This window comes from Aeromonas taiwanensis (assembly GCF_000820165.1).
Classification (GTDB): domain Bacteria; phylum Pseudomonadota; class Gammaproteobacteria; order Enterobacterales; family Aeromonadaceae; genus Aeromonas; species Aeromonas taiwanensis.
Genome location: NZ_CDDD01000013.1, coordinates 92,741 through 114,174, shown reverse-complemented (window position 1 = coordinate 114,174; position 21,434 = coordinate 92,741). Strand labels below are relative to the sequence as shown.

Here is a 21,434-nt window from a genome sequence, read left to right as displayed (position 1 = left end):
AAGTCTCATGATCATTGGCAAACCGCAAAGCGATCCCACCCTGGAGTGGTTCTTGTCGCATTGCCACATTCATAAGTATCCCGCCAAGAGCACCCTGATCCACGCCGGTGAGAAAGCGGAAACCCTCTACTACATCGTCAAGGGTACCGTCGCCGTCCTGATCAAGGATGACGAAGGCAAGGAGATGATCCTCTCCTACCTGAATCAGGGGGATTTCCTGGGCGAGATGGGGATGTTCGAAGAGAACGAGAATCCGGAACGTTCCGCCTGGGTACGTGCCAAAGGCGCCTGTGAAGTCGCCGAGATCTCCTACAAAAAGTTCCGCCAGCTGATCCAGGTCAACCCGGACATCCTGATGCGCCTCTCCGGCCAGATGGCCAAGCGCCTGCAGCACACCAGCCAGAAGGTCGGCAACCTCGCCTTCCTGGACGTGACCGGCCGGATTGCCCAGACCTTGCTCAACCTGGCCAGACAGCCGGATGCCATGACCCACCCGGATGGCATGCAGATCAAGATCACCCGTCAGGAGATAGGCCAGATCGTCGGCTGCTCCCGCGAAACCGTCGGCCGCATCCTCAAGATGCTGGAAGAGCAGGAGCTCATCTCCGCCCACGGCAAGACCATAGTGGTGTTTGGCACCCGCTGACAGGGTTCCCTGACGGCTCCCGCACAGAGCCGTTGGATAAAAAGGCTGCCACGGCAGCCTTTTCTGATCCTCTCCCCTATAATCCCGAACGCCCCCGCCGTCATGGCCGTCGCCAAGAGAATGCCTATGCACCTTCAATGCCCCCTTTGCCGCAACCCACTCCAGCTGCATGAGGCCTCCAAGGGCCGCTACTGCGCCAACAAGCACCATTTCGACCCCGCCCCGGAAGGCTATCTCGACCTCATCCCCGGTACCAAGAACCCCAAGGACAGCGACAGCCGGGCCCTGCTGCGTGCCAAGCGCCGCTTCCTGGAGCAGGGCCACCAGCTGCCCCTGGTGGAGGCCATGGCGGCCCTGTTGGTTCCCCTCGGAGAACATGAGCTGATCCATCTGGGTTGTGGCGAGGGCTACTACTGCCGGGCCCTGGCAGAGCGCCTGCCAGGCTGGCAGGTCGGCGGATTCGATCTCGCCAAGAACGCCATCTTCGCCGCCAACAAGGCCCAGCCGGAAGGCCAGTTCATCATCGCCGATCCGGCGCGCGCCCCGCTGCAGCCGGGCAAGGCCCAGGTGCTGCTGGTCAACGACCTCAAGGTCAAGACCGAGCAGCTGGTCAGCTGGCTGGCACCGGGCGGCTATCTGCTTTATGTGCAGCCAGGCCCCCGTCACCAGTGGCAGCTGCGCGTCAGCCTCAACCCGGTGAGCATGGAACACCCCCTGAGCTGGCCGAGCCTCGCCGGGCTCACCCTCGCCCAGCAACAGCGCGTCCAGTTCACCACGGTCCTGGATCAGGGCTTGCGCGAGCATATCCTGGAGACCAGTCGCCTCGGCTGGCGTGCCAGCGGCGAGCAGCGCCACGCCTTCACCCACCAGGGGCCGGATCAGCTTGAACAGGATCTGCTGCTGACCCTGTGGCAGAAGCCGCTCTGACCCGCGATAAAAAAAGGCCCTGACGGGCCTTTTTGCTTTGTGCCGGGAGTGCTCCTGCCCCCCTGCTCTGAAGGGCACAACCCGGCGTCACGTTCCGCTTGCAAAAGAAATGGGGCCCCAGGCCCCATTGTCATATCACGGACGATCAGTTGCAGCTCGCGGCGCCCTGATCGACCCAGACGGCGGCCTTGCCCGGCTCGTCGCCCTTGGTCCAGTACTGGGCCTTCCACTTGCGACCGTTGTGGGTGGTCAGGTCACCTGCGTTGTAGGCCACGCCGGCATCCCAACCCAGCTGCACCTGGCTCACCAGCTTCCACTGATCGGCGGTGCGGCTCGGCTCGTTGCCCTGGGTCCAGTACTTGGCCTGCCACACCAGTTGCTTGTGGCTCACCTTGTCATTGGTGTTGTAGACGGTGCTGGCGCTCCACGCCGGATGGTTGGCCGCATCGGGATCGGTCGCACTGCAGCCGCCCCCCGTGCTGGCCGGTTTGACGGTCAGACGCGTCGTCGCCGTGGCATCCAGCGCACCGTCGGTGACCACCAGGGTCAGATCATAGGCGGTGTCGCTGGTGACGCTCGGGCCCGTCACCACCAGGCTAGCGCTGTCCTGGCCAGTCGCGCTGAGCCCCGCCGGCACCGTCCACTGATAACTCAGGGCGTCACCGTTCGGATCGGAGGCCGTGGCCTGGATGGTCACCTGCTTGCCGGACTCGACGCTGGCGGTGGCCGACACGTTCACCACGGGCGGCAAGTTCGGCTGCGGTGCCTTGTTGGTCACCACCACCTGATCCTTGGCCGAGAGCCCCTGATCGTCGGTCACGGTCAGCTCGAACACCAGGTTGATGTCGCTGCTGACGGCATCCAGCACCACACGGGCCTTGGCCGAGGTGGCATCCAGCAGGCTGGCCTGCGGGCCGGACACCTGCTTCCAGCTGTAGCTCAACACACCGCTCTCGGGGTCATGGGAGGCAGCGCCATTGAGCGTCACCTCGGCCGGACCGGTGGCGTTCAGATCGCTGCCGGCATTGGCCACCGGCGGCTTGTTGACCGGTGGCGTGGTGCCGCCGTCCCCATGGCCGAGCCCCTCGTGTATGGCGTTGAGGATGTCGCCGTTGTCTGCATCGATCTCCCAGGCGAACAGGCCCCCAAGCTGGTTGGCCAGCACGTACTGCCCCTTGGCCTTGACCGAACGGTCGTTGTCGAAGCTGATGAGATCCCCGGTGCCGGCGTTGAAGACGTAGGGGGCCTCGGCCACCTCGTCATAGCCCTGCTCCCAGCCTGCGCCCATGCGGTTGTTGACGATGTCGCGGTAATCCACCACCCCGTTCTCCCAGGTGCCCTTGACGGGGCCGGTTGCGGTGCCGGTGAAGGGGTTGCCGGCCTGATAACCGCTGACCCCGGTCCAGCCGCGACCATACATGGCCGCACCGACCACGATCTTGCCCGGTGTGACCCCCTGGCCGAGCAGCGCCCTGACGCCCTTGTCGGTGGTGTACTTGGTGGCCGGATCCCAGCTCGCAGCATGGAGGTTGGTCTGGTGGCCCAGCTCGGTGTTGCTCCAGGCGCCGTTGAAGTCGTAGCTCATCAGGAAGATGTGGTCCATGTACTGCTGGGCCGCCTGATAATCCACCTTGGCAATCTTGTCACCGCCGGCGCTGATGGCCGAGGTGAGCTCGTACTGGCGACCGGTCTCGGCTTCCAGCTCGTCGAGCATGGCGCGCAGCTCTTTCATCAACGCCACATAGGTGGCGCCATCCTGCGGCCCGCCCAGGTTGGGGTTGGCCCCCTGACCGCCCGGGAACTCCCAGTCGATGTCCACGCCGTCGAAGAATTTCCAGGTCTGCAGGTACTCCTTCATGGAGGCGACGAAGGTGTCGCGCTTGGTCTTGTCGCTGAAGAAGTAGAAGGGATCGGAGAGGGTCCAGCCGCCGACCGAGGGGAGGATCTTGAGGTCGGGGTTGGCCTGCTTGAGGGCCATCAGGTTGCCGAAGTTGCCCTTGTAGGGTTCATCGAAGGCGGTGAGCTTGCCCTGCCCCATCTGCACGGCGGCCCAGGGGTCATGGATGGAGACCTTGAAGTCCTCGCGACCGGCACAGGAGCGCTGCAGCGCCTCGAAGCTGCCGGAGATCTCTTTGAGGCTGTCGTTGATACCATTGCCACCGCAGATGGGAGTGAAGCCGTAGAGGATGTGGGTCAGGTTCTTGGCCGGGATCTTGTCCACGGTGAACTTGCGGCCATAGACGCCCCACTCCACGTAATAGGCCCCCACCACCTTGCCGGACTTGTTGGCATAGGGCTTGTTGTTCTCCTGCAGCGGCGCATCGAGCGGCGCCAGGTGGCTGCCATCCGTATCCGCGACCACTATCTCCTTCTTGTCGGAGAGGGTGCAGCCATCGGCGTTGCACAGGGCGACCTGCATCTGGTAGCGGCCCCCCTTGGTGACTTTGAAGTTGGCGGTGCCGGATGCCGCAGCGGCCCCCGACCACACCTCCTTGCCATCGAGCAGCACCTTGGCGGTCTGGCCCACGTCGCCGGACCAGAGGTTCCAGCTCACGCTGACGGGGGCACCATCCTTGTGGACAGTCACCAGCTTGTTGTAGGAGGTGGCGGCCTGATCGATCTGGATGATGGCGAACTTGGTTTCACCCCAGCCTATGGTGGGTTTGCCGGGGGCGGCGGCGAGGGCGGAGGTGGAATAGATCCCCCCGACCAGCAGCGCCAGCAGGGAATGTTTTGGACTGAACATAGTTGAACTTCCTTATTTCGTTATTGGAATAAACAACGAAAAAGGCAACGCAACCAGACAGGGAATGCAGACGACATCGCACCATGGCTTGGCCCATGGACGAAACAACCTGTGGTGGCCCCGCTATCCTAGGTACCGCTGACCCTTAGACCGGAAGCTTTGCGTCCCGGACTTTCGTCCGGTTTGCCTTTTTGCACAACTTGATTTGCGATGAAAATAATCGCCGAATGACTATAGAGGAGAGTCGTCGGCCCGCCACCTAGTAAAAATAACAGTGAGAGGGACTCACCATTGCCAGTTGGCCACGAAAATGCATACAAATCGGCAACAACGTCGCCGATGATGCTGCATGAGAACCATTATCAGCCACGTCAATCAATGATGGATTCTGTGATTGCCGTCACTGAACCGGTAGCAGCAGGCTGTTCATCAGGGCCCGCAGCTTGAGCGGCTTGACCGGCTTGCTCACATAACCGAAGCCATGCTCGCGGATCTGCGTCTGCAGCTCGCTCTTGCGATCCGCGCTGATGATGATGCCGCCGATGCCGTTGCCATGGGCCAGCCTGATCATGTGCAGCGCCTGCAACCCCGTCTTGCCGTCGTCCAGGTGATAGTCAGAGAGCACCAGCCGGGGCAGGAAGCCAGCCCCGATGATCTCCTCTGCCTGCTCCAGGCTCTGGGCACAGCGCACCTCGCAGCCCCAGCGCTCCAGCAGGGAGGCCATGGCAATGAGGATGTCCTCCTCGTTGTCGATGCAGAGGATCCTGACCCCTTCCAGCTGGCTGTCCCGCTGGGCTGGCGCCGTCATCTGGCTCGCCGTCACGGGCCGGGTCGCGAGGTTCAGGGTGATGGCAAACACGGATCCCGCTCCGGGCCAGCTACGCAGTGAGAGCTGGTGACCCAGCACCAGGGAGATGCCGCGAGCGATGGCAAGCCCGAGGCCGAGCCCCTGCTCCTTGGCAGTACGGGAGTGATCGAGGCGGGAGAACTCGTCGAAGATCGCCTCCTGCTTGCCCTCCGGGATGCCGGGGCCGTTGTCCCACACCTCGATGCGCACCTTGTCCCCCAGCCGGCGACAGCCGAGCAGCACCCGGCCCCCCGGGTTGTAGCGAAACGCGTTGGTGAGGAAGTTTTGCAGCACCCGCCGCAGCAGGCGCACGTCGCTGTAGACCGCGAGGCTGCTCTCCACCACGGAGAACTGGATCCCCCCGGCCTGGGCCAGCACCCCGAACTCCGCCTTGAGGTTGTCGAGCACGTCCCGCAGGGCGAAGTCGAGCTTCTTGGCCTTGAACTTGCCGGCCTCGAGGCGCGAGATATCCAGCAGGTCCATGATGAGATCCTCGGTCGCCCCCAGGGCATCGTCGATGTGGCGGGCGATGCGGGCGGGCTCGTCCGCCGGGGGCAGCATCTCCAGCAGGGAGGAGGTGAACAGCTTGGCCGCATTGAGCGGCTGGGTAAGGTCGTGGCTCACCGCCGCGAGGAAGCGGCTCTTGGAGTGGTTGGCCCGCTCCACCTGCTGGTTCACCAGCAGCAGCTGGCGGTTGAGCTCGGAGAGCTCGTGGGTGCGCTCGGCCACCCGCGCCTCCAGGTGTTCGTTGGCTTCGCGCAGCACCCGCTCGGCGTCACGAAACGGGGTGATGTCGGTGAAGGTCATGACGAAACCGCCGGCGGGCATGGGGTTGCCCTGCATCTCGATCACTCGGCCATCCGGCCGCTCCCTGGCCGAGATGTGGGGACTGCCGCGCTGCATGAAGGCAACCCGGCGCGCCACCTGGGCCTCGATCTCGCCGGGGCCGCACAGCCCCTGCCCGGCGTTGTAGCGGATGATCTCCTCGATGGGGCGACCCACCTGGATGAGGCCGGGGGGATAGGAGAACAGCTCGATGTAACGCCGGTTCCAGGCCACCAGCCTGAGCTCCCTGTCCACCACGGAGATCCCCTGCCCCATGTGTTCGATGGCCCCCTGCAGCAGGCCGCGGTTGAAGCGGAACACGTCGGAGGCCTCGTCCACTATGGTGGCGATCTCCTCGAGCTGCATGTTGCGCCCCTGCAGGGCCGAGGCCAGCACCAGCCGGGCGGACGAGGTGCCGAACACCCCCGCCAGCAGACGCTCGGTGTGGGCAATGAGCTCCGCCGAGGCCTGCATCTGGGGCGCCAGGGTGCCGCCCCGCTCGCCGGCGAAGCGGCCGAAGGCGCGCTTGACCCGGCTCGACCCCACGAAGCGGGCCGCCAGCATCTCCAGCTCCTTGACCGAGACCCGCGCCTGGTAGAGCGCCGTGGTGTCCCGGCTCTGCTTGCCGACGAAGTTGGCCGCCTGCAGCCGCTCGCTCACCGCCGCCCGGGACAGGAGCGAGCCCGCCACATAGCCCACCAGGTTCAGCAAGAGGCTCAGGAAGAGGCACCAGGCCCCCAGGCTCAGCTCGCGAAACGCGGGCCAGTCGGGGGGGGCCAGCAGGGCTTCCAGGGGAGATCCCGCCAGCAGGCCGCTCTCGGCGAGCAGGGTCAGGCACCAGAGGCTGACCCCGAGGACAAGACCCAGGTAGACCCCCTTGCGGTTGCCGTGCCGCCAGTAGAGACCAAGCAGCAGGGCCGGCGCGAACTGGGCCACGGCGCCGAACGACAAATAGCCGATGCGCGACAGGCTTGTGAGATCCCCGAGCCAGAGGTAGAGCGCCCAGGCGGCCAGCAGGATCAGCAGGATGGCGCCACGGCGCACCTGCAGCAGCAGCCGCATCAGGCGCTCGTCCCGCCCCTGCTGCCAGACCCGGCGCAGCAGCACCGGCAGCACCAGATCGTTGCTCACCATGATGGCCAGCGCGATGGTGCAGACGATCACCATGCCGGTGGCCGCCGAGGTGCCGCCGAGAAACGCCAGCATCGCCATGCCGTCGTAGCCGAGGGACATGGGGAGGCTGATCACATAGGTGTCCGAGGCCATGCCGGCCCCCACCCACTGCTTGCCCGCCAGAGCCAGCGGCCAGATGAAGAGCCCCATCAGGAAGAGATAGAGGGGGAAGATCCAGCGCGCCCAGTGCAGATCCTGCCCCTGGTTGTTCTCCACCACGGTCACGTGGAACTGGCGCGGCAGGCAGATGACGGCGCACATGGCGATCAGGGTATAGATGGCGAGCTCCAGCAGGCCGCCCGGCGTCACCGCCACCACCGCATCGAGAAAATCGCTGGCCACCAGGGTGCGTGCCTCGCTCGGCTTGCTGACGATGAGCCAGAGCGCGAAGCCCCCCACCGCCATGAAGGCGAGCAGCTTGACCACGGATTCGAACGCGATGGCAACCACCATGCCGCGGTGGTGCTCGGTGGCGTCCAGGTTGCGGGTGCCGAACAGGATGCTGAACAGGGCCAGCAGCAGGGTGACGCCCAGCGCCAGCTCGGCCATGTTGCTGGTGGGGCTGGCTCCGGCACTGTTGGCCATCAGCAGATCCAGCCCGGTGACGATCGCCTTGAGCTGCAACACCAGGTAGGGAAGTATCCCCATGATGGCGATGAGGCTGATCACCATGGCCAGGCGCTGGGACTTGCCGTAACGGGCGGCGATGAAGTCGGCGATGGAGGTGATGTGCTCGCGCTTGGCCACCAGGATGAGGCGGGCCAGCAGACGCCAGCCGAACAGGAAGACCAGCATGGGGCCCAGGTAGATGGGCACCGGCGACCAGGGGGATTCGCTGGCCTGGCCCACGGTACCGAAGAAGGTCCAGGAGGTGCAGTAGACCGCCAGCGACAGGCTGTAGAGCAGGGGCTGCCCCTTGGGGCGGCGGCGCTTGTTCTTGTCCGCCACGAAGGCGATGAGGAACAGCAGTCCCAGATAGGCGAGCGACAGCCCGATCAGCAGCCATCCTTGGTGCATCTACGTATTTCCTTTGTCCAGATTGGTCGATGGCCCGCCAGAGGCGGGCCCGTCTCAGTGGCCCGGTGCAGGCCGCGCGTCGCCGCGCTCTTCACGCAGTCGCAGCACGAAGACCGGCAGCACCACCAGTACCATGATGAAGAAGATGCCCCCACCGAGGGACTCGAAAAGGAGGCCGCTCAACGTCATCAGGGCGGCCACCGTCATGCCGAGGCCGAGCGCCGCGTAGAGCGCCTGGGTGGGGATCTGCTGCTCCGCAGGCAGCTGGCGAGTCATGAAGCGGATGGCCCCCAGGTGGCTGATGCAGAAGGTAACGCCGTGCAGCAGCTGGCCGATCACCAGCACCGCCAGCTCGGTGGAGCTGCCGAGCAGCGCCCAGCGCGCCACGCAACCGACGGCCCCCACCAGGAACAGGGTCTGGGCCCCGAAACGCTGGAGGAAGCGCTTGTCCGCGGCGAACATGGCGATCTCCGCCACCACCCCCAGGGCCCACAGATAACCGATGAGGGTGCCGCTGTAGCCCTCGGCCTTCCAGTAGATGGCGCTGAACCCGTAGTAGGCCGCGTGGCTCCCCTGCAGCAGGGCGGTGATGAGCAGGAAACGGCGCACCGAGGGGGACTTGAGCGTCTCCTTCAAGGAGGCCTTGGCCCGCTCCCCCTGCAGCTCCCGGGGGGCCGGGTGCAGCGGCAGCAGGCTCAGCCCCAGCATGATCAGCAGCCCGACCACCATGGTGTGCAGCACCCAGTCGCTGCCAAAGTTGCCCACCAGGGCGCCCACCAGGGTCGAGGCGACGATAAAGGCGAAGGATCCGCACAGGCGCACCTTGCCGTAGTCCAGGTGGGTCTGCACCACCATGCGGGTGGCGAGCGCCTCCCCCATGGGCATCAGGGTCGGGTAGATGAAGTTGGCCGCCAGGGTCAGCGCCACCAGCCACCAGATGCCGTGGCTGACATAGAAGCCGAGGAAGGCCAGCAGGCTCAGCAGACAGAGCAGTCGGGTGACGGGCAACAGCTGCCCCGCCCCCTTGACCCGTCCCATCACCACCAGGTTGCCGGCGAAGCGGATGGCCATGCCGACCCCCAGCAAGAGGCCTATCTGCTCGGCGCTCACCCCTATGCCTTCCAGCCAGAGGGACCAGAACGGCAGATAGGCGCCATAGACGAAGTAGAAGGCACCGAAGAACAGGGCTAACCAGGAGAACGCGGGCATAGGGGCTCGACTGCGAGACAAGGGGCACAAATGATAACCGATTTCGGGGCGGGGATCCCCAGGCGGCAGCCAGGATAAAAACCAGAAATATCAATAAAATTGAACCTTTGTCACATCCCCCTGTCTATTTGAATAACACCGCTTCCTGATGAGTGTTGCAATCCTTCCACCCGCCGCCGGCGGGTTTCTTTTTGGCGCCGTTCCCCTTCCCATCGAAAAAGGGGGCCAGTGGCCCCCTCTTTATGACATGCACCGTTCCGTCAGAACACGTACTTCACCCGTGCGCTCAGGTTGCGACCCGGCTCGGTCTGACCGCTGGTGTCCGCGCTGGCGGCGAGGCCGGTGATGCTCTCGTAGCTCACGTACTCCTTGTCAAACAGGTTGAAGACGCCGACGTTGAGCTGCAGATCCTGCATCGGCTTGAACTGGGCATAGAGATCCACCACGCCCCAGCCGGCGCTCTTGATGTTGTCGTTGCCGCGGGAATCCTTGCCCACCTTGTCCATGTCGTCGGCGAAGCGCAGGGCGGTGTTGATGTTCCAGTTCGGCTGCTCCAGGCGCACGCCCAGGCTGCCGTTCAGGGGGCTCAGGCTGTTGATGTAGTTGCCATCGCCATCCTTGCCTTCGATGTAGGCCAGGTTGCCCCAGACGTTGACCAGAGCGTTCAGCCAGTAGTCCGCCTTGACCTCGGCCCCCTTGGTGGTCGCCTTGTCCAGGTTCTGGTACTGGTAGACGGCGGTGCGCCCTTCCGTCCCCACCCCGGTCAGCTCGATGAAGTCGTCGAACTTGTTGTAGAAGGTGGCGACCTCGTAGCTGAAACCGCCGCTGCTGCCGCGCACGCCGAGATCGATGCCGTCGCTGCTCTCGGGCTTGAGGTTCGGGTTCGGCTCGATGCGGTAACCATACGCCTGGTGGTTCAGGGTGGAGAAGGCGTTGTCATACATGGGCACCTTGAAGCCGTGGCTGTACTGGGCGAACAGGTTCGCCGCCTCGTGAGCCTTGAACACCAGCCCCAGCTTGGGCGAGAACTCCCCCTCGGAGATCTTCTTCATGTTCTCGCCCGTGTAGGCGGGATCCTCGTCCGGAGTCATCTTGTAGTAGTCGTAACGCATGCCCGGGGTCAGCACCCAGCGCTCGCCGAACTTGATCTCGTCGAAGGCCCAGAGCGCGCTGCGCTCGCTGGTGGTGGACGGGAAACTCAGCTCGCTGTAGCCGACGAAGTCGCCCTGTACGGTCGGCCCCTTGAAGCGGGTGCGCTCGTTGTCGGTGTGCTCGTATTCCAGACCCCAGGCCAGACGCTGACTGGCGAGGGCCTTGCTGAACTTCACCTGAGCCCCCAGGCTCTCCTGCTCGAAACCGTTGTGATCCAGCGAGTTCTTGGTCACATAGGGGTTGGTCGGCCGCACCGGGTATTTGGAGGAGGCGTACTGATCCAGGGTCTGCTTGGTGCGGGTGTAATACACCTTGCTGTCCACCCGATCCGCCCAGGGGGCGTTCAGGGCGAGGCCGTGATCCAGCACCAGGGAGAGGTTGTCGGTCTCCTTGTCGGTGATCGGCTGGTTGAAGACGGAGCCGGTCTTGGTCAGATCGACGGCATCCGGATCCTGCCCTTCGGTGAAGTAGTCGATCGTCAGCTTCAGGAACTGATCGTCGCTGAGATTCCACTTGCTCTTGAACAGCACGGCCTGGCTGATGATGTCGAACTCGTCCTTGTCGCCGTCGTAATTCTGGGTCACCCCGCCGTCCCGCCAGGTGTAGCGCAGCAGGTTCTCGAACTCCCCGGCGCGCAGCGCCCCCGTGATGCCCGCCATCTTCTGGTGGCTGCTGGAGGCGTAGCCCGTGGTCGCGTCCAGGTAGCTGTCACGCCCCTTCAGGAAGTCGCCGGCATCCTTGGTGGTGATGGCGATGACGCCCCCCAGGGCATCGGAGCCGTAGGCGGCGGACGCCGGTCCCTTGGCCACTTCCACCTGCTTGATCATGTCGGTGTCGAAGTAGGTCTGACCCACGCCGCCGTTCTTGTAGGCATCGTTCTGGCGCACGCCATCCTGCACCACCTTGACCCGGTTCTCGCTCATGCCGCGAATGGTGAAGGTCTGGGCATCCCCCGCTCCCCCCTGCACGCTCACGCCCGGCTCGTAGCGGAACAGATCGGCCACGTTGCTGACGACCTGCTCTTCTATCTGCTCCGAGGTGATGACGGCGATGGGGCCGGAGACATCTTCCAGCTTCTGTTCCATCCGGGAGCCGCTGACCACCATGACCTCATCGGTCTGGGTGTCTGCGGCGAAGGCGGGGGAAACCAGCCCTGCCGCCACGGCGAGGGCAATCAGTGAGGGGGTGTAGTTGTGCGCCACTGCAAAGTCCTTATTGAGAATTATTATCAAGCGGGAGGCATCTTACCCCGACACGAACAAAGATCAACAATAAAGTAAATCATTCTCATTTTCTTTTGCATCAATTCCCCTTTACACTGGCGCCACTTTTTTTCCGCTCGCCATGCTGCCATCGTGTGGCGCAGCACCCCCGACATTGTGAGATGCCATGACCCGACGACTCCCCCTGCTCGCCCTGCCCCTGCTGCTGGCCGCCTGCGCCACGCCGCCCCAGGGCGAGCCACCCCGCACCCTCTATGACTACCGCCTCACCGAGGGGCAGGGAGATCGCTCGCTGACCCTGCCCCAGGCGCTGGAGAGGGTGAAGGATGCCGACATCGTGCTGGTGGGGGAGCTTCACACCCACCCGGCCGTTCACCTGCTGCAGGCCCGCCTGCTGGCGGGGCTGGCCGGGATCGCCCAGGGGGATGGCCGCGCCCTGGTGCTCTCCATGGAGCAGTTCAGCCGCGCCGATCAGCCGGTGCTGGACGCCTACCTCGCCGGGCGCATCGGCGAGTCGGCGCTGATCCGGGACGGCCATGCCTGGCCCAACTACCCGAGCGACTACCGCCCCCTGGTGGAATTTGCCAAGAGCCATCAACTGCCGGTGATCGCCGCCAATGCCCCCAAGCCGCTGGTGAGCTGTGTCGGCCAGGAGGGCCCGACCTGGCTCGACAGGCTGCCCGCCAGCCGCCGCAGCCAGCTCGCCCGCGAACTCACCCTCGGCGATGATCCCTATCGCCAGAAGTTCATGGCCTCCATGCACCATGGGGATGCGGATGGCAATGCCCGCCGCTTCGCCGCCCAGACCAGCTGGGACGACACCATGGCCGAGAGCATGGTCGACTACCTCGGCAAGCACCCCGGCCGGCGCATCCTGCACATCGCCGGCAACTTCCACGTGGAGGGGGGGCTCGGCATCGCCAGCCGCATCGCCAGCCGCAACCCGGCCCTCAAGGTGGCGCTGATCGTGCCGCAGACGGATGCCAGGGCCGCCCCGGGGAGTACCCCAGACGTCAGGGTGCAGATCGCCCCCCTGCCGGAGCGCTGGCTAAATGCGGAGGAAATGAAGCAAGATATGGGCGCACTGCATCAATCTCGCAGCCGTGACTGCAGCCAGTGGCTGCAACCCTGACAAATAGCCCAAGGATTTCATATGGATGTGTTACTGGTCATCGACATGCAACAAGGGCTTTTCGAGCAACCCCGCCATCAGGACGCCCGGGTCATCGCCAACGTCAATCGTCTGGCCGACGCCGTGCGGGCCCGGCAAGGGCGCGTCATCTATGTGCAGCACGACGAGCCGGGATCCGAACTCGAACCCCACAGCGCGGGCTGGCAACTGCACGCCGATCTGACGCCGGGCGCCCATGACAGCCGGGTACGCAAGACCGCCTGCGACAGCTTCCTCGACACCGAGCTCGGCTTCCTGCTGGCGGAGCAGCCGGTGGACAGGCTGCTGCTGTGCGGCTGCGCCACCGACTTTTGCGTCGACACCACGCTGCGCAGCGCCGCGGCCCAGGGGTTCGACGTTTTCGCGGTGACCGATGCCCACACCACGGCGGACAGGCCACACCTGAGTGCCGAACAGATCATCGAGCATCACCACTGGATGTGGCGGCACCTGAGCCTGCCCCAGGGCAGAAGCGTGACCCTGCTCACCACGGATCAACTGCTCACCAACCCTCAAGGCGCGCAGGCGTGATAAGCTGCCCGCCCTGAAGCGATCACCTGATTGGAGTCTTGTGTGCGTCAACTCTCTGCTGTTGTCCTGCTGCTGTCGTTACCGGCGATCACCGCCTGCTCCGGTTTGCCGGGGATAGCGCCCGATGGCCCGGCCCCCCTGTTCCACACCCACATCAACGAGGAGGGGAGCAAGCGCTTCACCTTCGAGGCCGCGCCCCTAGACGCCCTGCCGGGCCGCTTGCAGGAGGACGATGACAGTCGCCTGACCCGCCGCAGCAAGAGCCTGCTGGAGCGCCGGGAGGCGCTGCAGGACGATCAGCTGGCCCAGATGCTGGCGACGAACAAGTATTGCCGCAGTGGCTACATCGTCCTCAGCCAGACCTCCTGGAAGATCCGGGGAGAATGCAACGAGACCGCCTCCCAGGCCGATCGCGATGCCTTCCCCAACCAGGCCTCCTGGCAGGAGTGACCGGGGCGTGCAGACAACAAAACGGGCAGCCTGGGCTGCCCGTTTTTCATGCCAGACTCGCGTCCGTCAGACCGGTTCGTCCGCCGGGCTGGTCAGCTCGGCGCCGTTGTCGATGCGCTTGTGCCCCTCTACCAGATGGACGAAGTCCACCAGCTCGTCGCCGGAGACCCGGAACGCCTGGCCGAAGCCCTTGACGAAGAGTCCCTGCTCGGGCTTGAGGCGAAACAGCACGAAGTCCTTGAGGTTGGAAAGCCCCCTGACTATCTCGCCGAAGCGCCCTTCCAAGGCGGTAACGGCCTTCTCCCAGCGCACGTCGTCGCGAGCCACCACCTCGGCCAGCGCATCGAAGGTGAGGCGCTTGCGGGCAAACAGCTCGCGGGCGCCGCTCTCGTCCTCGATCAGCATCAGCGACACCCTGGGCACCTGTTGCAGGTTGCGGGCGTGGCGGGCGATCTCGGAGATGAGCACATAGTAACCATCCTCCTGCAGCACGAAGGGGGCATAGCTGGCATTGGGGTTGCCTTCACTGTCCACGGTCGCGAGCTGCAGGGTGCGGCAACCGTCGCGGAATTCGCGGATCTCCGGTTGCAGGCGATTTTGCAGACGCTCCTGACGTTCACTCATGCTTTCACTTCCTCTTGATACTGGTGGCGCAGGGCCATGAAACGCTCTACCTGATCAGGCAGCAGCTGGCGCTGCTCGTCGCGGCCCAGGTAGATCTTGAAAATGCAGCGACCGCTATGGCCGAAGAACTGGAAGGAGTGCCCCTCCTTGCCCATGAACAGCTTGCTGACCAGGGCGATGCCCACCACGTTGTCGAGCCTGAGATGACCGTGCATCTCGCCGTCCCGTCCCATCAGGTTGTAGTAGCCGCGTGCCGTCTTGCCCTTGGGGAAGGGGGCTTTCACCTCGAAGATGGAGCCGTCGGACTCGACGATGGTGGTCACCGGACCCCAGCTGGCCAGATCCGCCAGCAGGGCTTCGGCCTGATCGCTCGGCACTTGCGTCATCAAGTCGGCGGGCAGGTGGCGCACCACCTCCCACTCGCTGACGGCCAGCTGGGTGGCGATGCTGGACGGGTGAGCGCTGGGGTCCTGCTCCAGCAGTGTCTGAATGCGTTGTGCAATGCTCATCGGTTCTCCCCTGGATGATCTGTAATGGTGCTCGATGTCGCGGCGGATACTGTAATGAAGCGACCCACTTAACGCAATTGATAATCGCTTTCATTCTCAGTGCATTTTCCTCGCGGGCTTGATATTCTCGGCGGCAATCCCACTCTCACTCACCCCTCGGAGGTTCGCATGGGCCGTCGTTTTGCCCTCGCTCTCAGCCTGTTAGGCTGCGCCCTTTCCCTCTCTTCCCTGCCCGCCGCGGCGAAGGAGCGTATCGTCAGCATAGGCCCGGCCACCACGGAACTCATCCTGGCGCTGGGGGGGGAGTCGAGCATTATTGCCACCGATGTGAGCAGCCCTGAACCCAAGAACCTGCCCAGGGTCGGCTACCACCGCGCCCTGGCCGCCGAGGGGATCCTGAGCCTGGCCCCGACCCGGGTGGTCGGCAGCGACGAGATGGGGCCGCCACCCGCCCTGGCACAGCTGCGCCGGGCCGGGGTCGAGGTGGACGTGCTGCCCACCGCCCCCACCCTCGCCAACCTCGACGAGCGCATCGACACCCTGGCCGCCCTGCTCCAGGACCCGGCCGCCGGCGCGCGCCTGAAGGGCGAGATTCGGGCCCAGAGCGAGCAGCTGGCCACCCAGGCGAAGCAGAACAAACCGCTCAAGGTGCTCTTCCTGCTGCTGCACAAGGGGCAGCCCACCAGCATCGCCGGTGGCAACACCACCGCCAGCGCCCTCATCACCCTGGCCGGCGGCGTCAACCCGGTGGCCCGGCTGCACGACTACAAGCCCGTTTCCACCGAATCCCTCATCGAACTGCAGCCGGACCTGGTGCTGGTGAGCGGGCGCGACTGGCAGCAGTATCAGGATCCCGCCTCCGTGCTGGGCCAGGTGCCGGCGCTGGAAGCCACCCCCGCCGGCAAGCGCGGGGCCATCCACGCCATCGACGGCCACGCCCTGCAGGGGGGGCTGAGCCTGAGATCCTTGCAGCAGGCGAACCAGATCGCCCAGTGGATCAAGCAAGGATCATGATGCGCCTGCCACTGCCTTGGCTGCTCGCCCTCACCGGCGGTGCGCTGGCGCTGCTGCTGGTCGGCTCCCTGGCGACCGGCCCCATGTCCCTGTCGTTTGGCGAGAGCCTGCGCGCCCTGTTCGCCGGGCAGGCGAGCGGGATGGAGGCCCACAAGCTCCTCGTCGTGAAAGAGATCCGCCTGCCCCGCACCCTGCTCTGCATCGCGGTGGGGGGCATCCTCGGCCTCTGCGGCGCCGTGATGCAGGGGCTGTTTCGCAACCCCCTGGCCGATCCCGGCATCATCGGCGTCTCCGGCGGCGCAGCGCTCGGCGCCGCCCTGGCCATCGTGCTGCTGGCCCCTCTTGGCCAGCAGCTGCAGGCGTTGCTCGGCCTCGGCCTGCTGCCCCTGCTCGCCTTCCTCGGCGGGGCGCTGACCACCACCCTCGTCTATCTGCTCGGCACCCGGGAGGGGGGCACCTCGGTCACCGTCATGCTGCTGGCCGGCGTCGCCATCACGGCGCTCTCCGGCGCCGTGATCGGCCTGCTCACCTACCTCGCCGACGATCAGATGCTGCGCAACCTGAGCCTGTGGCAGATGGGATCGCTGGCGGCGGGCAAGCCGGTGGACGTGGCGCTGGCGCTGCTGACCCTGGCCGCCCTGCTGCTGCTGTTCGCGCGCGATGCCAATCCCCTCAACGCCCTGCTGCTGGGCGAAGGGGAGGCTCGCCACCTGGGGGTGAACGTGCAGGCCCTCAAGCGGCGGCTCATCCTGCTCACCGCCGCCGGAGTCGGCGTGGCGGTGGCGGTGGCGGGCATGATCGGCTTCGTCGGCCTGGTGGTGCCCCACCTGGTGCGGCTGCTGGCCGGCCCCAACCACGTCCGGCTGCTGCCGCTCTCCGCCTTGCTCGGGGCAGCCCTGCTACTGGGCGCCGACATGCTGGCGCGCACCCTGCTGGCGCCGGCCGAGATGCCGGTCGGCATCATCACCGCCCTGATGGGGGCTCCCTTCTTCATCTGGCTCTTGGTCAAGAGCCGCCGGACCCTGTAACAGGAGACAGTCCCCTTGCCCGGATCCCCCTCCCCCCTGCTTGAGTGCCGGGAGATCAGCCTCACCCGGGGCAACCGCCTCATCCTTGACAGCCTGGATCTCAGCCTGCAGGCGGGCAGTCTGACCGCCTTGCTCGGCCCCAATGGCGCGGGCAAGAGTTCGCTGCTCAAGTGCCTGACCGGCGAGCTGGCCTGTCAGGGCTCCATCACCCTGTTCGGCCGGGAACGCCAGAGCTGGGCCGGCAACGCGCTGGCGCACCGGGTCGGCGTCTTGCCCCAGAGCTCCTCCCTGAGCTTTCCCTTCCTCTGCGAGGAGGTGGTGGCCATGGGCCGGTTGCCCCACAGCGAGCCAGCCAGCCGGCGCGACCACATAGTGCGGGCCGCCATGACCCATGCCGGGGTGGATCATCTGGCCGGCCGCCTCTATCCCGGCCTCTCCGGCGGGGAACGCCAGCGGGTACAGTTCGCCCGGGTGCTTGCCCAGATCTGGCAGGCGCCCGACGAGCCCCAACAACCGAGGCTGCTGCTGCTCGACGAACCCACTTCGGCCCTCGACCTCAAGTACCAGCATCAGCTGCTCGCCATGGCCCGCGCCCTGGCCGGCCGTCACACCGCCGTGCTGGTGGTGCTGCACGATCTCAACCTCGCAGCCCGCTACGCCGACCGGCTGGTGATGCTGGCCCAGGGCCGCCTGATGGCGGACGGCGCCCCGGCAGAGGTGCTGACGCCGGCGCTCATCGAGCGGCTCTACGGCTACCCGGCCCAGGTGATCCACCACCCCCGGAGCGGCCTGCCCATGGTGATCTGATCTCGGGCCCGCCGCCGTCCATCGCGATAACCCCCAGGCCCCGGAAATGCACTGCCCAGAGAGCCGGGGCCGGGCCCCAGACTCCCCAGACTGCAGAGAAAAAAAAAGCGCCATAAGGCGCTCTTTTTGTGTCGGGGCGAGCCGGCGGCTCAGGCAATCTGATAACGGCCCGGCTTGTGATTGAGTGTCAACACCAGGTTACAGATGATGGCGGCCACCACGGAGAGAGCCAGCAACCAGGGGGAGACCACGAAGAAAGAGGCGATGACGATGGCACAATCCAGCCCCATTTGCAGCTTTCCAGCCCGGATGCCGAACCTGTCCTGGATGAAGAGCGCCAGGATGTTGAAGCCTCCCAGGCTCGCCTTGTGGCGGAACATGATGAGCAGCCCCATGCCGATCAGGGTACCCCCGATCAGGGCCGCATAGACGGGTTCAATCTTGCCTATCTGCAACACGGCGTTGAGGTGGTCCGTCATGAAGGAGACGGTGGCCACGGAAGCGAAGGTGTTGAGGGTGAAACGCGGCCCCATCCTGAGCCAGGCCAGGGCATAGAAGGGCAGGTTCATGGTGAAGAACAGCAGGCCGAAGCTGATGCCGGTCACCTGCTGCAACAGCAGGGCCAACCCGGCGGTGCCACCGGTGAGCAGCCCGACCTGATGGAACAGGAAGATGCCGAGTGAAACGAAACCTGCCGCGGTCAGCAGGGCGAGCACATCCTCATAGAGCGGGTGCGCAGAGCGGGGGGTGTTGTCCATAACCGGGTGTCCATGCGAAGTGAAAGAGTGTCTGCCGCCATCTCTGGCGGGAATGAGCCCCGTGGGCCGGGACTTCGTAATGGTCACAGTGTCCGGTTTGAGTGAGCCGGATCACAAGTCCGCGACCACACGCACCAAAATGGTGCTCGTCAGCCCAGCGTTACAGCCCCTGCACCAAGATCTGCCACTCCCTCTTGCGCCAGGCTGAAGAGAACCTGAAGAAACGCTGAAAACCCGGCAGAGCCCGCTGTTCACGGGGTTGAATCGCTCTAGAATGGCTGTCTTGCAACAAGTCTGCCTCAAGGAGCTATCGCAGATGAGAGTCACCGTATTCGGGATAGGGTATGTCGGTCTGGTCCAGGCCGCCGTGCTGGCGGAGATGGGCCACCAGGTGACCTGCGTGGATGTGGATGCCGCCAAGGTGGCGCGCCTCAAGGAGGGGATCATCCCCATCTTCGAACCCGGCCTCGCCCCCATGGTGCAGGCCAACCATCAGGCCGGCCGCCTGCACTTCACCACGGACGTGACCGAAGGGGTAGCCTTCGCCGAGCTCATCTTCATCGCGGTCGGTACCCCGCCGGACGAGGACGGCTCCGCCGATCTCAAGCACGTGCTGGCGGTGGCGGGCACCATAGGTCAGCTGATGCAGGCAGGCAAGGTGGTGATCAACAAGAGCACTGTGCCGGTCGGCACCGCCGCCAGGGTACGCCACCATATCGAGGCCATACTGCGCGATCGCGGCGTCGAGCTGCCCCTGGAGGTGGTCTCCAACCCCGAGTTCCTCAAGGAGGGGGCCGCCGTCAATGACTGCCTGCGGCCGGATCGCATCATCATCGGTACCGGCTCGTCCCATGCCTTCGCCCTGCTGGAAGAGCTCTACGCCCCCTTCAACCGCCAGCACGATCGCATCATCCAGATGGACGAACGCAGCGCCGAGCTGACCAAGTACGCCGCCAACGCCATGCTGGCCACCAAGATCTCCTTCATGAACGAGATGGCCGGGCTGGCGGAGCGCCTCGGGGCCGATATCGAGGAGGTGCGCAAGGGGATAGGCGCCGATCCGCGCATCGGCTATCACTTCATCTACCCGGGCTGCGGCTACGGCGGCTCCTGCTTCCCCAAGGATGTGAAGGCGCTGATCCATACCGCCAGCGAAAACGGCTGTGACGTGCCCCTGCTGCGCTCGGTGGAACAGGTCAATGACAGACAGAAGCACAGGCTCGCCGAGCGCCTCCACCAGCACTTCGGTGCAGACTTGAGCGGTCTCACCTTCGCGCTCTGGGGGCTGGCCTTCAAGCCCAACACCGACGACATGCGCGAAGCCCCGAGCCGGGTGCTGATGGAGGCCATCTGGGCCGCCGGCGGCAAGGTGCAGGCGTTCGATCCCGAGGCGATGAAAGAGGCCCAGCACCTTTACGGCCTGCGCGACGATCTGGCCCTGTGCGGCACCCAGGAAGCCGCCCTCAAGGGCGCCGATGCCCTGCTCATCTGCACCGAGTGGCAACAGTTCCGCGCCCCCGACTTCGAGCTCATCAAACGCACCCTGAAGCAGCCCGTCATCCTCGATGGCCGCAACCTCTATGATCCGGCCCGCCTGCACCAGCGCGGCTTCACCTATTACGCCATTGGCCGCGGCAACAGCCTGGAACAGGCACGCATTCTGGAGAAGGCACAATGAAGTATCTCGTCACCGGCGCCGCCGGCTTCATCGGGTTTCACCTGGCGCAGCGGCTCATCCAGGAGGGCCACGAGGTGGTCGGTCTCGACAACCTCAACGACTACTACGAGGTGAGCCTGAAGGAGGCGCGCCTGGCCCGGCTCCTGCCGCTGCCCGGGTTCCGCTTCGAGCGTTGCGATCTCGCGGACAGGCAAGCCATGGCGGCATTCTTTGCCCGCGAGAGTGCCCGGGAGCGGTTCGAACGGGTGATCCACCTCGGTGCCCAGGCCGGGGTGCGCTACTCCCTGGACAATCCCTTTGCCTACGCCGACAGCAACCTCACCGGCACCCTGACGGTGCTGGAGGGGTGCCGCCATCACGGGATCGGACACCTGATCTACGCCTCTTCCAGCTCGGTGTACGGCCTCAACGAGCAGATGCCGTTCAAGACCTCGGACGGGGTGGATCACCCCGTCTCCCTGTATGCGGCGAGCAAAAAAGCCAACGAGCTGATGGCCCACTCCTACTCCCACCTGTATGGATTGCCGACCACGGGACTGCGCTTCTTCACCGTCTACGGCCCCTGGGGACGCCCCGACATGGCGCTGTTCAAGTTCGTGCGCGCCATCCTCAATGGCGAGCCCATCGACATCTACAACCAGGGCCAGCTCAGCCGGGACTTCACCCACATCGACGACATAGTGGAAGGCATAGTGCGCATCGCGGACCGCCCGCCGGTCGGCGAGGCGAACTGGCATGGGCAGACCGAGTCGAGCCCGGCCCCCTATCGCCTCTTCAACATCGGCAACGGCAGCCCGGTGCGGCTGCTGGACTTTGTGGAGGCCATCGAGGCTGCCCTCGGCAAGCAGGCCATCCGCAACATGATGCCCATGCAGCCCGGTGATGTGCTCGCCACCTGGGCCGACACCGAGGCGCTGTTCGAGGCGACGAGTTATAGACCCAGAGTCGGGTTGAAAGAGGGGGTCGAGAGTTTCGTCAACTGGTACAGATCCTACTACCAAGCCTGAGCCCCCAACGGGCCCTGTTCGTACCGAAGCAACCGGCTATAGACCCAGAGTCGGGTTGAGGGAAGGGGTAGAGAGCTTCGTCCACTGGTACA

Annotated in this window: 17 protein-coding genes and 1 riboswitch; of the genes, 10 read left to right on the top strand and 7 right to left on the bottom strand. The window is 65.1% G+C overall.

Features of this window, described 5'->3' with window-relative positions:
- Positions 1 to 7: 7 nt before the first annotated feature.
- A complete protein-coding gene (gene crp / locus BN1136_RS02670; RefSeq protein WP_042074976.1) occupies positions 8 to 646 on the top strand; it encodes a cAMP-activated global transcriptional regulator CRP in 639 nt (212 codons plus the stop codon).
- 126 nt (positions 647 to 772) lie between these two features.
- Complete coding sequence (locus tag BN1136_RS02665; RefSeq protein ID WP_043758360.1) at positions 773 to 1,573, top strand: putative RNA methyltransferase; 801 nt, start codon at positions 773 to 775, stop codon at positions 1,571 to 1,573.
- A 145-nt stretch (positions 1,574 to 1,718) separates the two neighbouring features.
- On the opposite strand, the gene BN1136_RS02660 is transcribed toward BN1136_RS02665, so the two are convergent.
- From BN1136_RS02660 to BN1136_RS02645, 4 genes are all read right to left on the bottom strand, one after another.
- The gene (locus BN1136_RS02660) at positions 1,719 to 4,319 is read right to left on the bottom strand and encodes a glycosyl hydrolase family 18 protein (RefSeq protein ID WP_043758358.1); all 2,601 of its coding nucleotides are present in this window, start codon (positions 4,317 to 4,319) and stop codon (positions 1,719 to 1,721) included.
- A 110-nt stretch (positions 4,320 to 4,429) separates the two neighbouring features.
- A riboswitch (cyclic di-GMP riboswitch) is annotated at positions 4,430 to 4,517 on the bottom strand.
- Positions 4,518 to 4,719: 202 nt separating this feature from the next.
- On the bottom strand, positions 4,720 to 8,181 hold the full coding sequence (locus BN1136_RS02655) for a hybrid sensor histidine kinase/response regulator (RefSeq protein WP_043758357.1): 3,462 nt from the start codon (positions 8,179 to 8,181) through the stop codon (positions 4,720 to 4,722).
- A 54-nt stretch (positions 8,182 to 8,235) separates the two neighbouring features.
- On the bottom strand, positions 8,236 to 9,390 hold the full coding sequence (locus BN1136_RS02650; protein WP_043758354.1) for a 3-phenylpropionate MFS transporter: 1,155 nt from the start codon (positions 9,388 to 9,390) through the stop codon (positions 8,236 to 8,238).
- Between the two features lie 260 nt (positions 9,391 to 9,650).
- The gene (locus tag BN1136_RS02645; RefSeq protein WP_043758351.1) at positions 9,651 to 11,744 is read right to left on the bottom strand and encodes a TonB-dependent hemoglobin/transferrin/lactoferrin family receptor; all 2,094 of its coding nucleotides are present in this window, start codon (positions 11,742 to 11,744) and stop codon (positions 9,651 to 9,653) included.
- 187 nt (positions 11,745 to 11,931) lie between these two features.
- Between BN1136_RS02645 and BN1136_RS02640 the strand changes: the two genes are divergently transcribed.
- Genes BN1136_RS02640 through BN1136_RS02630 form a run of 3 tightly spaced genes read left to right on the top strand, consistent with a single transcriptional unit; the run spans position 11,932 to position 13,917 of the window.
- Entirely contained in the window at positions 11,932 to 12,897 is a 966-nt protein-coding gene (locus BN1136_RS02640; protein ID WP_043758349.1) for a ChaN family lipoprotein, read from the top strand.
- Between the two features lie 21 nt (positions 12,898 to 12,918).
- Positions 12,919 to 13,467 carry a cysteine hydrolase family protein gene (locus BN1136_RS02635; protein WP_043758346.1) on the top strand — a complete coding sequence of 183 codons (549 nt, stop codon included), beginning with the start codon at positions 12,919 to 12,921 and terminating at the stop codon, positions 13,465 to 13,467.
- Between the two features lie 42 nt (positions 13,468 to 13,509).
- Positions 13,510 to 13,917 (top strand): hypothetical protein, encoded by a 408-nt coding sequence (locus BN1136_RS02630; RefSeq protein WP_043758344.1) that lies wholly within the window; start codon positions 13,510 to 13,512, stop codon positions 13,915 to 13,917.
- A 66-nt stretch (positions 13,918 to 13,983) separates the two neighbouring features.
- Here the strand turns inward: BN1136_RS02630 and hutZ are convergent, their stop codons facing one another.
- On the bottom strand, positions 13,984 to 14,541 hold the full coding sequence (gene hutZ, locus BN1136_RS02625) for a heme utilization protein HutZ (protein ID WP_043758340.1): 558 nt from the start codon (positions 14,539 to 14,541) through the stop codon (positions 13,984 to 13,986).
- A complete protein-coding gene (hutX, locus tag BN1136_RS02620; protein ID WP_043758337.1) occupies positions 14,538 to 15,050 on the bottom strand; it encodes a heme utilization cystosolic carrier protein HutX in 513 nt (170 codons plus the stop codon). The genes hutZ and hutX overlap by 4 nt, the downstream gene beginning before the upstream one ends.
- A gap of 168 nt (positions 15,051 to 15,218) precedes the next feature.
- Here hutX and BN1136_RS02615 point away from each other — a divergent pair, with 168 nt between their 5' ends.
- Genes BN1136_RS02615 through BN1136_RS02605 form a run of 3 tightly spaced genes read left to right on the top strand, consistent with a single transcriptional unit; the run spans position 15,219 to position 17,899 of the window.
- On the top strand, positions 15,219 to 16,064 hold the full coding sequence (locus tag BN1136_RS02615) for a heme/hemin ABC transporter substrate-binding protein (protein WP_043808011.1): 846 nt from the start codon (positions 15,219 to 15,221) through the stop codon (positions 16,062 to 16,064).
- On the top strand, positions 16,061 to 17,092 hold the full coding sequence (locus BN1136_RS02610; protein WP_043758335.1) for a FecCD family ABC transporter permease: 1,032 nt from the start codon (positions 16,061 to 16,063) through the stop codon (positions 17,090 to 17,092). Before BN1136_RS02615 ends, BN1136_RS02610 begins: the two co-directional genes overlap by 4 nt.
- A gap of 15 nt (positions 17,093 to 17,107) precedes the next feature.
- Positions 17,108 to 17,899, top strand: a complete 792-nt coding sequence (locus BN1136_RS02605; RefSeq protein WP_043758333.1) for a heme ABC transporter ATP-binding protein — start codon at positions 17,108 to 17,110, stop codon at positions 17,897 to 17,899.
- 149 nt (positions 17,900 to 18,048) lie between these two features.
- Here the strand turns inward: BN1136_RS02605 and BN1136_RS02600 are convergent, their stop codons facing one another.
- Positions 18,049 to 18,657, bottom strand: coding sequence for a YitT family protein (locus BN1136_RS02600; protein ID WP_043758332.1), 609 nt, complete (start codon positions 18,655 to 18,657; stop codon positions 18,049 to 18,051).
- Positions 18,658 to 18,973: 316 nt separating this feature from the next.
- On the opposite strand from BN1136_RS02600, the gene BN1136_RS02595 reads away from it, so the two are divergent.
- Together BN1136_RS02595 and BN1136_RS02590 are read left to right on the top strand one after the other, a co-directional pair.
- Positions 18,974 to 20,335 (top strand): UDP-glucose dehydrogenase family protein, encoded by a 1,362-nt coding sequence (locus BN1136_RS02595; RefSeq protein WP_043758329.1) that lies wholly within the window; start codon positions 18,974 to 18,976, stop codon positions 20,333 to 20,335.
- Positions 20,332 to 21,342, top strand: a complete 1,011-nt coding sequence (locus tag BN1136_RS02590) for an NAD-dependent epimerase (RefSeq protein WP_043758327.1) — start codon at positions 20,332 to 20,334, stop codon at positions 21,340 to 21,342. The genes BN1136_RS02595 and BN1136_RS02590 overlap by 4 nt, the downstream gene beginning before the upstream one ends.
- The last annotated feature ends 92 nt before the right edge of the window (positions 21,343 to 21,434 follow it).